This window comes from Saccharomonospora sp. NPDC046836 (assembly GCF_040645195.1).
Lineage (GTDB): Bacteria > Actinomycetota > Actinomycetes > Mycobacteriales > Pseudonocardiaceae > Prauserella_A.
The window spans coordinates 305,325-317,271 of sequence record NZ_JBEYXW010000004.1 but is presented as its reverse complement, the minus strand read 5'-3'; the positions used below and the strand labels follow the sequence as shown (position 1 = coordinate 317,271).

Genomic DNA, 11,947 nt, shown 5'->3' with positions numbered 1-11,947 from the left:
CGTCCGAAGGGGTCACGCGCGGCGTTCGGCCACGGTGACCACGACCGCCCGCGCCGCCGCCAGCACCGGCACGGCGAAGAGCACACCCGCGATGCCGCCCTCGGCGCCGCCGATGACCAAGGCGATGAGGACGGCGGCGGGATGCAGGCGGGAGATGTTGCCCTGCAACACCGGTTGCAGCACGTGACCCTCCAGTTGCCCGACAGCCAGCACGACGCCGAGGATGATGAGCGCAGCGGCCAGGCCGTTGCTGACGAGCGTCACGGCCACCGCGAGAACCCCGGACACGATCGCGCCCGCATACGGTATGAAGCCGCCGAGGAACACCAAAGCGGCCAGCGGCACTGCGAGTGGCACCCCGACCAAGGCGAGACCGAGGCCGATGGCGAGCGCGTCGATGAAGGCCACCAGCGCCGTCACCCACACGTATACGACGACGCTGCGGAAGGCACGGCGGCCGGCCGTGTCCAGGAGGTCCCGGGTGCCGGTGCGGAACGGCCGGATCAGGAACTGCCACATTCGCGGGCCGTCATAGAGGAAAATCACCAGCAGCACAATGGACAGCAGCACGCCGACCACGATGCTCGTGACCGTGCCGAACGCGCCGAGGACGTCGGAGACCACCCGCTGCTGGTTGGCCCGCAGCCACGCGGAGGCCCGGTCGATCAACCCGCCGTGAAACTGCAGTGGGCTGCCGGCGAGCCAGCGTTGCAGCTGGTCGACGCTCTGGGACACCTGGGAGCGCAGCGCGTCGAAGTTGTTGATGACGGCCAACACCACGAACGTCACAATCCCGCCCGCCACCCCGATGCCCGCGACGAGCGCGGCCAGCACGGCTAGTGCCCGTGGCCACCGGTGCTTGGTCAGCCAGGCCACGAGCGGCTGCAGCAGGGCGGTGAGCAGGAGCGCGATCGCGACGGGGATCAGCACATAACTCAGGTGCTGGACGACACTGCGCAGCGCCCACAGTGCCAGGAACACCAGGAGGAGCTGCGCCGACACGATCGCAGCCCGGCTGAGGACGCCCGCGTTGAGCCGGACGCGCGGGTTGGCCATGTCGTGCGGGTATCCACTGGCAGCCGACTGAAACTGCCTGTTCGCGGGCTCGCGGCGGACTGGACCGCGGCTCCTACGCCGTGGTGGACTGCCAGGTGGTGCCGGTGATGCGCTCGTAGACCTCGGTGTAGCGGGCGCGGGTGGCCGCCACGATGTCGGGCGGGACGGCCGGTCCCGGCGGTGTCTTGTCCCAGCCGGTGCTGGACGCCCAGTCGCGCACGAACTGCTTGTCGAAGGCGTACTGCGGCCTGCCCGGCTCCCACTGGTCGGCGGGCCAGAACCGCGACGAGTCCGACGTCAGAACCTCGTCACCGAGCGTGAGCGTGCCATCGGCGTCCCAGCCGAACTCGAACTTCGTGTCGGCGACGATGATGCCCTGTTCGGCGGCATGCTCGGCGCCCTCGCGGTAGATCTCGATCGTGAGATCGCGCAGCCGCTCCGCGGTCTCCCGGCCCTCCTGCTTCACCACGTCGTCGAAGGTGATGAACTCGTCGTGGCCGGCGTCGGCCTTCGTGGTCGGCGTGAAGATCGGTTCCGGAAGCCTGCTGCCCTCCACGAGGCCCGGCGGCAGCGGAACACCCGAGACGGTGCCGTACTTCTGGTACTCGCGCAGGCCGAGCCCGGCGAGGTAGCCGCGCGCGATGCACTCCACCTTCACCATGGTGAGCGGCTTGCAGCGGATGGCGCGGCGCGCGAACTCGGCAGGCACATCGGTCGCGGACACCACGTGGTTGGGGACGAGGTCGCCGAAACGCTCGAACCACCACATCGAGAGCTGTGTGAGCAGAGCGCCCTTCTCCGGGATCGGCGTGGGCAGTGTCACGTCGTAGACGGAGATGCGGTCGGACGCGACCAGCAGGATGTCTCCGCCGTCCTCGTAGAGATCCCTGACCTTGCCCGCGTGGATGTGCTTCACGGTGGCCATCGTACGGATGGGCCGGTAGCGCCTGGTTCTAGTGGGCATGGGGAGCGGCGGTAGCGTGTCACCAACGCTGTCTGACGCGGCATAGCGCGTTACATTGTGGACAGACGCGAAGAGCTTGTTGTGTTGGTATTTCTCGAAAAACTTCGCCGACGTGCCGAGAGATTGCTGGCCCCTGATCGTCCGCTGAGCCCCCATTCGCAGTAGGATTTGGTCCCCTGTGTGGCGGAAGATCGTCAGGTTCGGCCGGTTCGTGAGCTGAGGAGGCGCACCCGAGTGGCTCTTCCTGTGGAAACCGAGGGGCGAAGCATGTCAGACCAGCCCAGCATCGCGCGCATTCGCGACTACTGGATGGGCGGTACACACCACAACACCGTTGATCGCGAGCTTGGCGAGCAGATCACGGTGTGCGCCCCGCACCTCCCTTATCTGGTGCGTGCCCAGCGTGCCTGGATGGCCCGGCTTGTGCAGTACCTCGTCGAGCAGGGCGTCCGGCAGTTTCTCGACCTGGGTTCCGGTGTCCCAGTCGAGGGCCACGTCCACGAGATCGCGCAGGATGCCGCGCCGGAGTCGCGGGTCGTGTACGTGGACATCGACCCGGCCATTGTGGGCGAGGCCCGCGAGATCCTCGTCGGTAACGTGGGGACCGCTTATGTCAATGCGGACATCCGTGACGTGTCCACGGTCCTCGCCGCACCCGCGCTGACGAACCTGCTCGACCTGAGTCAGCCGGTCGCGGTGCTGTTCATCGACACACTCATTCATGTGAACGACGTCCATGATCCGGCCGGCATCGTCGCGAAGTACATGGAGGCGATGAGCCGGGGTAGCTTCGTCGCTGTGTCGCACTTCAGCGAGAGCGACCAACTGAACGAGGGCCTTGGCATGTTCTCCCGGATCTACGGCACGCCGCCGACCGTGACGTTGCGAGAACCCGATCGGATCGAGACGTTCTTCGCCGGGGTCGAACTCGTCGAGCCGGGAGTGGTGCCGGTTCCGCTCTGGCGGCCCACCTCCGAACACGACCTCGGTCGCAACCCCGAGCTGGCGCAGGTGCATGCTGGCCTTGGCCTCAAGGCCTGATTCAGGCTGCGAGTGGCACGACCACGAGCGCGACCTCGCCCAGCATGACGACGGGCAGGCCGCGTTTCAGTAGTACCGTCGCGCTCGGGAACCGCCCACGGCGGGCCAGGACGAACTGGCCAGCCACCCCGGTGAGGAAACCGAGGTGCACCACGGTTCCCACGATGGCCCAAAGGGGACCGAAACTCCACCACAGACCCCAACCGAGCAAGAGGAGCCCGGCCAGCAAGACCACGCAGGCCATCGCCAGCGTGCCGGCGTGGCCGTAGCGGACCGACGGCGTGGTGATGCCGGTGGCCATGTCGGCCGCGCGGTCGGGAACCGACCACCACACCGTCCGTCCGGCGGTCAGCAGTGCGACGCCTGCGGCCACCGGCCAGATCCATGCCTCAACATCCGGTCGCGCGGCAGTGTAGGAGAGCAGGCACGGCATTCCGACCAGAGCGACCCCGAATACCAGTGGACCGGCGAGACCGTGGCGCTTCAGCCGGATCGGTTCGAGGTTGTAGAGCAGCGTCGCCGTGATGGTAACCACGGCGATGGCTACGGGAGCCCAACGCCCCGCCGTGTATCCGATCGCGACGCACAGTCCGATTGCGACGGTGAGTTCGTGCCAGGCCCAGCGCAGGGCCCGCCTGACGCCGACGCGGTTTGTCGCGGTCGCCAGGTATTGCTTCTCGCTGTGCCGCTGGTCGGTGCGGACATCGACGACGTTGTTGAGTACGAGCCCACCCACGATCAAGAGCAGGTTGGCCATGATCGCCGCGAGCACCCTGAGATCGGCCAGGCCGGCCGCCTCGGGGACGGCGAAGCACGCCCCCCACGCCGCGTAACAGACGTAGGTGACCGGCAGCGGAAACTGGAGCCGGTGCAGCACCAGCAGGTCGTGCGCGCTGACCGCGTGGCCGGCTACCCGCGGCACGCGGTCACCTCGACCCGCCACCGGTCGGCCGGTGCCATGGTGTGGCCGCGCAGTTGGGGCACGCCGCGCCGGGGGTTGACGCTGTGCAGGTCCCGGCGCCGGAGTAGGGCGGCGACGATCATCCGCACCTCGACCTGGCTGAGCTGGCTGCCGAGGCAGTAGCGGGTGCCGCCGCCGAACGGCAGATACCGGCTCGCCTGGGCCCTGGTGCTGAGGAAGCGGTGTGGGTCGAACCGCATCGGCCGGGAGAAGTAGTCCGGCTGCCGGTGGGCCAGGTACACGCTCGGGGAGAGCGTGGTCCCCGCACGAACTCGCCGGCCGAACAGCTCGGCGTCCTCGACCAGCACGCGGTTTCCTGCGGCTGGCACGGGCGGGGTCAACCGTAGGGCTTCCTGAACCACAGCCTGGAGCAGAGGCACGCGGGTCGCGTCGGACCCGTCGTCCGAGGTCGCCGCGAGCTCGTCGGCGACGTCGCGCCGGATGCCGGGGTTGCGATCGAGCCAGTACAGCGTCCAGGCTGTCGCCGACGCCGTTGTCTCGTGACCGGCGAAGAGCAGTGAGACGAGCTGGTCGCGCAGCTCGGCGTCCGAGATCCTGGCCAGCGGTCCGCCGTAGGCCAGCAGCAGGCCGACCAGAGTGTGTGGGTGTGTGGCGGCAGCGTCCCGCGCCGTCCGCACCAGCATCGCTTCGAGCCGGTCGCCCGACGACGGAAGGCCACCCCTGAGGAACCGGTAGGCGAGAGTGCGTGAGCGGGAGCCCAGGGCGTGGTCGATCCATGCAGCGAACGGCCCCAGCACGGTGGTGCCCTGCGGGCCGAGCATGATGCGCGCAATGATGCGCAGGGCCAGTTCGCGCGTCCACGCGGTCAGGGGCAGCACGGTGCCCGGCGTGAGCCGGTCTATCGCGGCGTCGACTGTGTCGGCGATGACGGCGCGGTAGCCCAGCACTGCGCGGCCACGCAGCGCGGGACCGAGCACTCGGCGATACGCGGCGTGCTGTGAGCCATCGCCCCACAGCATGGATGTCTTGCCCAGCAATGGAATCAGCGACCGGCTGCCCGGGTGACGCAGGTCCGTGTCCGAGCGGAAGAGCCACTCGATCACCTCCGGATGCCACACCAGGAGCTTCGGCGCCGGTTCCCGTGTCAGCTCCACATAGCGCCCCGGCAGGTGGGCATGCGCGTCCAGGAAGTGCAGTGGACGCAATGCCAGGTGCAGTCCGGCGTGCTTCATCGCGCGTCGACCCGTGCGACCTGGTCGGCGACCAGCGAAGCCAGGCGCGGGTTGGTGTCGGCCAGGTACCTGGCCACCAGCACCTCGGTCTCGACGATCCGCAGTGGTGTGTAGAGGTCCTTGTCGTGCCACAGCGGCGGATGCTCGGCACCATCAGCGGCTGCCAGATAGGCGCTGCCGCGGGCGGCGGCCAGGTCGGCCGCCTCGCTCGGCGCGGATACGGTGGCGCGCAGCAGGGTTCGCACGGCGTAGGCGGTTTCCTCCACTGTGCTCTGCCAGTGCCCCCACGAGCCGTCCGCCCGCTGCGTTGCCAATAGCCAGTCGACAGCGCGGTGCACTGCCCGCGCTCCGTGCTCGCCGCCGTACTCGGCCAGCGCGGTCGCGCAACACGCGGTGGCGTAGTAGGGCGAGGCATGCCACTTGTCGCGCCAGCTGCCATCGGGTTCCTGTTGCCCGGCAAGCCAGCCGGCGATGATCCCGGCGTAGCGGGTCCTGTCCGGCAGATCTGGTGCGAGCGAGGCGCCGATCGCCTGCAGCACATGGGCATTGGTGCTCGTCGACGGTGTTCGCTCCTCGGGGAAGCAGCTGAAGTGATCCCCGGTGAAGTAGTCCCGCAGGCACTCCGGTGACCGCGGGCTGCCCAGCAACGCCAGCGCGTGCAGTGCGGTGCCGGTGTCGTCGGCATCCGGCGGCAGGCCGTGGCCACCGGCCGCACCGTCCGCGCCGAACGCCGCGTGCAGGCTGTTCACCAGCTCCCGCGGCACCCGCACATCGATGCCGGCACTGGCGAGTGTGGACAGTACCCACGCCCGCTCGAACAGCGCGAGCGGTGCGGCGACGGGGATTCCGCCACCGGAGCCCTGCACCGCGAGGAGGTAACGCACACTTGGCTGCTGCTCATCGCGTACGCCCTCGTCGCCGAGCCAGGCGGCGGTGGCAGCGGGGGAGCAGCCGACGATGCCGCCGTGCACCGGCCGCACGAACGACGCTGCCCGCGCGGGCTCACCGATCACTTCCAGCGAGTGCAGCAGTTTCTCCGGCAGTGCGTGGCCCTGTGCGACCGCGGTGCGCAGGTGCGCAAGCAGGTCGTCGTAGCAGCCCGCGGGCGTGGGCAACGGGGACCTGCCATGCCGCTCCAGGTGGGCGTTGAGGTCGGCGACGAGGCCGGGGACCATGATCTCCACCGCGACGGTGTCGGGCAGGGAACCGTTGGGGCGCAAGCGTTTCGCGAGCGCCTGTAGCCCGCGCTCGGCTGCGACGGCGGCCCCTGGGTCGCCGCCGGGCCTGCGCGATTCCCTCATAAGGGCCTCGGTGGCGGACAGGGTTGGGACGATGTCGTAGTTACCGGGGCCACCCCATCTGCCGTCAGGTTGTTGCTGCCGGAGCAGGAACGTGACGCGCTCCGTGTGACCTGACAGCGACGGGGTGAACGAGACGAGCCGGCCGGTCTCGTAGACCGATGGTGAGAACTGACCCCAGGGATCAGCCGCCATCTCCGAGACCAGCGCGGTTGCCTTCCCCAGCAAGGCATCCTGCGAGCCCATGTGTACTCCTTGACGGCCAAGCGCGGTTGCTCCGCCCGGGTAACGCGAGGAATACTCACGGTAGCACTCGTGATCAGCGTAAACAGTAGGTTTGGTCCAAATGGAGCAACTGTGGCGTTGGTCAACTGGACGCGGTGAACTGATTGGTTGTACCGGTGTCCCCAAGGGCCCCTTGGTTGCATTGAACGCGACCAAGGTGGCCTTGGGGGACACTTGTCAGCGGGTGTGGAGGTACTCCAACAGCAGTGCGGTCAGGGTTTCCGGTACCTCCTCGGGCACCCAGTGCGTCACGTCCTCCAGCATCTGGAACTCGTACGGTCCGGTCACCCAGTTCTCGGTGTCGAGTGCCGCCGTGGATCCGAACGCGACGTCCTCTGTGCTCCAGATGTAGAGCACCGGCACACTGACCGTGCCGATCCGGTCGCTGGGCCTGCCGGCGCGGTACCAGTTCAGCGCCGCGGTCAGCGCACCCGGCTCCGACAGCCGCCGCACGTACTCCTCGACCCGGCTCGGCGGCACCTTCCACTCGTACATGCGCCGCAACGCCTCGGCGTTGTTCGCAAGCATCCGCTGCTCGGTGGTACCGGACTGGCGCCAGTCCCGCATGTACTGCGAGCGCATGGCCTGGTCCTCATCGGTGCGGATGGCCTCGCCCAGCGCACCGGGGTGTGGTGTCGAGACGACGGCGAGCGACCGCAGGCGCTCCGGGTGCCGGTCGGCGGTCCACCACGCCACCGCGCCGCCCCAGTCGTGACCCACCAGGTCGAACCGCTGCCACCCCAGTGCATCGGCGATGGCGACGACATCGCCGGCCAGTTGGTCCAGTCCATACTCGGCGACGTCCACTGGGCGCACGCCGGGGGAGTAGCCCCGCTGGTCCGGCGCGACGGCACGGAAGCCGGCCCGGCCGAGCGCGGCGACCTGGTGCTCCCACTCGATGGCAGCCTCGGGGAAACCGTGCAGCAGCAGGATCGGGCGGCCGTCCGTGGGACCAGCCGCGATCGCGTCGAACGAACCGGCCGGGGTGGGGATGCTCAGATGCTCGGTCACGCCACGAACACTACTGCGCGGTTCACACACCCCAGTCGGGTCGCAGCGGCATCGCCGCGTTGCCCGCGGCGTCGACTTTGACGCCGAGCACCTGCTGCAGCTCGATCTTGTGCCGTTCGAACCCCAGCCTGGAGGCCGTCATGTAGAGCGCCCACACCCGCGCCCTGCGGACCCCCGCCTCGGCTACCGCGGCCGTCCAGTTCGACTCCAGGTTGGCGCACCAGCCTGCGAGGGTGCGTGCGTAGTGCTCCCGGAGGTTCTCCGAGTGCCGGACCTCGAAACCGTTGTCCTGCATGGCGGAGACGATCGAGCCGACGCCCTCGAGCTCCCCGTCCGGGAAGACGTAGCGGTCGATGAACGGCCCGGTGTGGTTGGTCTCCTTTGTGGTCGGCCGGGTGATGCAGTGGTTCAGCAGGCGCCCGTTGTCCCGCAGTTTCGAGGCGAGGAACTGGAAGTAGAACGGCAGGTTGCGCGCTCCGATGTGCTCGGTGAGCCCGATCGAGGAGATCGCGTCGAAGCCGGTCTCGGCGACGTCCCGGTAGTCGAGGTGGCGCACCTCCGCCCGGTCGGCGAGTCCCCTGGCGGCGATGTCCTGTTGCGCCCACGCCGCCTGCTCCCTGGACAGCGTGACGCCCAGTGCGCGCACGCCGTAGTGCTCGGCGGCGTGCGCGACCATCCCGCCCCAGCCGCACCCGACGTCCAGCAGCCGCATGCCCGGCGCGAGGCCGAGCTTGCGGCACACCAGGTCGAACTTGTGGAACTGCGCTTGTTCGAGCGTGGCGTCGGGTTCGGGGAAGCAGGCACAGGTGTAGGCCATCGAAGGGCCGAGCACCAGCTCGTAGAACCGGTTGGACACGTCGTAGTGCTGGGAGATCGCCGCGCTGTCGCGGGCCTTCGAGTGCCGCAGCCCGAGCAGACCGCGGCGCACCCGGCTGGGGGCTTCTTCGGGGGGCACGGGCACCGGGCGCAGGTACCGCGTGCCGAGCCTGCGCATGATCCACATCTTGTCGGCGACGCTGAGACCGTCGATGACGGCGGTCAGCGCGCGCAGCACGGTGTAGAGGTCGCCGGTGACGCCGAGATGCCCGGTGACGTAGGCACGCGCGAGGCCGAGCTCGCCGGGTGCGGAGAACACGTAGCTCATTGCCAGGGGCGTGCGCACGTCGATGCGGTTCGGGGCGTCGGCATCGCCTGCGACGCTGCCGTCGTAGGCGGTGACCGCCACCGGTGCGTCCGCGTCGATGAACCGGCCGAAGACGTGGCCCAGTTCGCCTTGTGCTGGAAGGGTACGTAGTGCCATGGATGCCATCACCTCGCTTTGACGCACTTGTCGTACAGGTCGAGCAGCCTCCGCTCGCGGTCGTAGGAGTCCTTCAGCCCGCGGTACGTGGGTCCGTTGTAGAGCCGCCAGAACGTGTCCTCGTCGTAGAAGCTCTCCGAGTACAGGGACTTGCGGCCGCCGAGTTCGGTCACCGTCCGCTCGATCAGCCGGTTGCGGGTGCCGTCCGGTTCGCCCTGAGCCAGCGGAACAGTCGACCAGAACCCGAAGTTGACGTAGAGCGTGTCCGGGTCCAGCTCGTACAACGGCCAGTGGCGGCGGTCCCGCTGCTGGATGGGGCACACCCAGATCGGGCTGATCGGGATCTCCCGCTGGAAGAAGTGCAGGAACTTCGCGGCCTGGTCCACCCCGACCTCGATGTCCTGGACCACCGACTCCCGCGGCGGCCTGCCCAGTGTGCCTTCTACCCTGGCGAGTAACCGGTGCTTGCGCTCGAAGGCCACGACCTTCCAGTACACATCGGAGCGCAGCCGGCGCGGCCCCACCAGCAGTCGTGCCAACCGGTTCTGCACGCCGAGCGCGCGGGAACACCAGAACCAGTCGGTGTCCCAGCGCCATAGGTAGTCGCGCACCGGCAGGTAGTCGACAGTGCGTGTGCGGATGGACTTGTAGTAGATGTCCAGCCAGGTGTAGTCGCTCGTCTGTGGCGCGTCACCGGTGAAGGTGGCCAGCGTCAGGTACATCTCGTGGGGGCCGAAGATCGTGCCGTCGACGAAGTCGGCCGCGCGCTCGCGGCAGGCGCGCGCCAGCGCGGCGAAGTAGGTGTCCGGGTCGTTGTAACGCACGTGGTGCAGGCGCACGTAGGGCCGCACCGGCTCCAGCTCGATACGCAGCCGCAGCGCGTAGCCGAGCGTGCCGTAGGAGTTGGGAAAGCCGAAGAAGAGGTCGCGATGCTCGTTGTCGGGGCGCGCCAGCACGATGTCGCCGTTGCCGGTCAGCACGTCCATGTCCAGCACCGACTCGTGCGGCATGCCGTTGCGGAACGACGAGGACTCGATGCCGAGTCCGGTCACCGCGCCGCCGAGTGTGATGGTCTTGAGCTGCGGGACGACCAGCGGCATCAGACGGTGCGGAAGGGTGGCGTCGACGAGCTGCTCGTAGGTGACCATGCCCTCGACGTCGGCGGTCCTCGCGTCCGGGTCGACGTGCAGCACGTGGGTGAAGCGGGAGACGTCGAGGCCTGGCGAGCCCGTGCTCGCACGCGGCCGGAACAGGTTCGACGTGCGTTTGGCCAGGCGTACCGGTTCGCCCGGCGGTTGTGCGGCGAGCTGGGCTCGCAGTGCCGCAACGCGCGTGTCGTACCCCCCATGACCAAGCGCCATACATCCATGATCGCTCGATCAGGCCGGCTCTGCCAGCGACAAACGACCCTTCCGGGCCAGTTTTGTCCGTTCAGTCCGGAAAACGGCTCGTTGTCGACTCGAACATGCCTTGTCCCGGGGTCAGCACGCCGGCGGGATCGTAGCGCCGCTTCGCCGACTCCAGCGTGTCCCAGGCGTCGCCGAAGTGGTCCTGCCAATCCTTCACCGTCATGGGCAGCGCGTTGACGGGATACACCGTGCCGCCGCTCGCCTTGACGCGGGCGAAGAGGTCGGCGTTGAGCTGCATCATCCGTGCGACGCCTGCCGGGTCGTAGGGCTTGCCGGTGCGCAGGATGGCGAACAGCCACACGATGTCGCCCGCGGGCAGCCGCAGCAGTGGCGTCGTCATCCGGTCACGCCGCAGGGGGTACAGCATCACGAGCCCGGAGTCGCCGAGGTCTGCACCAGTGACCCCGGCCAGCGCCTCGGCGACAACGGATTCGACCTCCTCGTCGGGCACGAACACGTTCAGCCACGGGTGTGGGTGGAACCAGCTGCCCGCTTCCCGCAACACCGTCTCGCCCTCGGCCATCCGGTCGAGGAACCCGTGATAGGTGGTGTCCTCGGTCTCGACGGTGTCCTGGTCGAACGACAGATCGCCGAGCAGGGCCTGCTCGTCCGGTTCGTCGGGCAGCGAGAAGTACGTCGTGGCTTCCAGCAGGTACCGCCACTTCCCGGTCTCGTCGTCCAGGACGAGCTGGCCCTCCAGGTAGTCGAAGCGGCCCTCGGTGACGGCGCTGCGCTGGTCGGTGAGGAAGTCACCGAGCGCGTCGTAGTACAGCTTCCAGCGGCGCGCGCGCTGCCGCGCGGGCTGCAGCCGCACCGTGGCGCGCGTGACGATGCCGCACTGGCCGAGACCGGCACGGACGGCGTCGAACAGCTCGCGGTTGTCCTCGGTGGAGCAACGGACCAGCTCGCCGGTGCCGGTGACGACTTCCAGTTCGGTGACGGTGTCGGTCTGCGCGCCGTGGTGGTGGCTGGCGCCGCCGACACCGCCGACGGCGAGCGTGCCGCCCACGGTCAGTTCCAGGTAGTCGGTCAGCACGGGCGGGGTCAGCCCGTGCGGGAGCGTCGCGGCGAGCACCTGCTGCCACCGCGCCCCCGCGTCGACCACCAGCGCGTTGCCGCTGCCCGCGTGCACGTGAGCCAGCGAGGTCATGTCGAGCACGATGCCGCCTGCCGCCTGCCCCTGCCCGAACGGGGAATGGCCCGCACCGCGTGCGGTCACCGGAATGTCGTGTTCCGCCGCGAACGACACGACGGCCGCGACGTCGGCCGCGCTCGCGGGCCGCACCACGGCGACCGGCCGTGCCTGCACGATGTGGCCCCAGTCCTGCGCCGCGGCCGCGAGGTGGGCCTCGCTGGTGAGTACCTCGCCGTCGATGGCGGGCAGGGCGGCGGCAAACAGCGACTGCGGCATCTGCGGGACTCTAGCGGC

The 11,947-nt window shown here is 68.9% G+C and carries 10 protein-coding genes; 1 reads left to right on the top strand and 9 read right to left on the bottom strand.

The window, feature by feature from the left end; translation table 11 throughout:
* Positions 1–12 precede the first annotated feature (12 nt).
* Positions 13–1,056 (bottom strand): AI-2E family transporter, encoded by a 1,044-nt coding sequence (locus ABZ863_RS08140; protein ID WP_358532317.1) that lies wholly within the window; start codon positions 1,054–1,056, stop codon positions 13–15.
* Between the two features lie 73 nt (positions 1,057–1,129).
* On the bottom strand, positions 1,130–1,981 hold the full coding sequence (locus ABZ863_RS08135; protein ID WP_358532315.1) for a phosphoribosylaminoimidazolesuccinocarboxamide synthase: 852 nt from the start codon (positions 1,979–1,981) through the stop codon (positions 1,130–1,132).
* 306 nt (positions 1,982–2,287) lie between these two features.
* Between ABZ863_RS08135 and ABZ863_RS08130 the strand changes: the two genes are divergently transcribed.
* On the top strand, positions 2,288–3,061 hold the full coding sequence (locus tag ABZ863_RS08130) for an SAM-dependent methyltransferase (protein WP_358532313.1): 774 nt from the start codon (positions 2,288–2,290) through the stop codon (positions 3,059–3,061).
* A 1-nt stretch (position 3,062) separates the two neighbouring features.
* Here ABZ863_RS08130 and ABZ863_RS08125 read toward each other — a convergent pair whose 3' ends face one another.
* The 7 genes from ABZ863_RS08125 to ABZ863_RS08095 form a co-directional block, all read right to left on the bottom strand.
* Positions 3,063–3,983 (bottom strand): UbiA family prenyltransferase, encoded by a 921-nt coding sequence (locus tag ABZ863_RS08125; RefSeq protein WP_358532311.1) that lies wholly within the window; start codon positions 3,981–3,983, stop codon positions 3,063–3,065.
* Positions 3,971–5,215 carry a cytochrome P450 gene (locus ABZ863_RS08120; RefSeq protein WP_358532309.1) on the bottom strand — a complete coding sequence of 415 codons (1,245 nt, stop codon included), beginning with the start codon at positions 5,213–5,215 and terminating at the stop codon, positions 3,971–3,973. The genes ABZ863_RS08125 and ABZ863_RS08120 overlap by 13 nt, the downstream gene beginning before the upstream one ends.
* Positions 5,212–6,759: a prenyltransferase/squalene oxidase repeat-containing protein gene (locus ABZ863_RS08115; RefSeq protein ID WP_358532307.1), complete on the bottom strand. Its 1,548-nt coding sequence runs from the start codon at positions 6,757–6,759 to the stop codon at positions 5,212–5,214. The genes ABZ863_RS08120 and ABZ863_RS08115 overlap by 4 nt, the downstream gene beginning before the upstream one ends.
* Positions 6,760–6,975: 216 nt before the next feature.
* Positions 6,976–7,809: an alpha/beta hydrolase gene (locus ABZ863_RS08110; RefSeq protein WP_358532305.1), complete on the bottom strand. Its 834-nt coding sequence runs from the start codon at positions 7,807–7,809 to the stop codon at positions 6,976–6,978.
* Between the two features lie 22 nt (positions 7,810–7,831).
* Complete coding sequence (locus ABZ863_RS08105; protein WP_358532303.1) at positions 7,832–9,109, bottom strand: cyclopropane-fatty-acyl-phospholipid synthase family protein; 1,278 nt, start codon at positions 9,107–9,109, stop codon at positions 7,832–7,834.
* An 8-nt stretch (positions 9,110–9,117) separates the two neighbouring features.
* On the bottom strand, positions 9,118–10,470 hold the full coding sequence (locus tag ABZ863_RS08100) for an FAD-binding oxidoreductase (RefSeq protein WP_358532302.1): 1,353 nt from the start codon (positions 10,468–10,470) through the stop codon (positions 9,118–9,120).
* Between the two features lie 70 nt (positions 10,471–10,540).
* A complete protein-coding gene (locus ABZ863_RS08095; protein ID WP_358532301.1) occupies positions 10,541–11,929 on the bottom strand; it encodes an FAD-binding protein in 1,389 nt (462 codons plus the stop codon).
* Positions 11,930–11,947 lie beyond the last annotated feature (18 nt).

Excerpts from the sequence above, each read along its gene's own strand:
- ABZ863_RS08140 (WP_358532317.1), bottom strand. The coding sequence starts at position 1,056 with ATGGCCAACCCGCGCGTCCGGCTCAACGCGGGCGTCCTCAGCCGGGCT.
- ABZ863_RS08135 (WP_358532315.1), bottom strand. The coding sequence starts at position 1,981 with ATGGCCACCGTGAAGCACATCCACGCGGGCAAGGTCAGGGATCTCTAC.
- ABZ863_RS08130 (WP_358532313.1), top strand. The coding sequence starts at position 2,288 with ATGTCAGACCAGCCCAGCATCGCGCGCATTCGCGACTACTGGATGGGC.
- ABZ863_RS08120 (WP_358532309.1), bottom strand. The coding sequence starts at position 5,215 with ATGAAGCACGCCGGACTGCACCTGGCATTGCGTCCACTGCACTTCCTG.
- ABZ863_RS08115 (WP_358532307.1), bottom strand. The coding sequence starts at position 6,759 with ATGGGCTCGCAGGATGCCTTGCTGGGGAAGGCAACCGCGCTGGTCTCG.
- ABZ863_RS08105 (WP_358532303.1), bottom strand. The coding sequence starts at position 9,109 with ATGGCACTACGTACCCTTCCAGCACAAGGCGAACTGGGCCACGTCTTC.
- ABZ863_RS08100 (WP_358532302.1), bottom strand. The coding sequence starts at position 10,470 with ATGGCGCTTGGTCATGGGGGGTACGACACGCGCGTTGCGGCACTGCGA.
- ABZ863_RS08095 (WP_358532301.1), bottom strand. The coding sequence starts at position 11,929 with ATGCCGCAGTCGCTGTTTGCCGCCGCCCTGCCCGCCATCGACGGCGAG.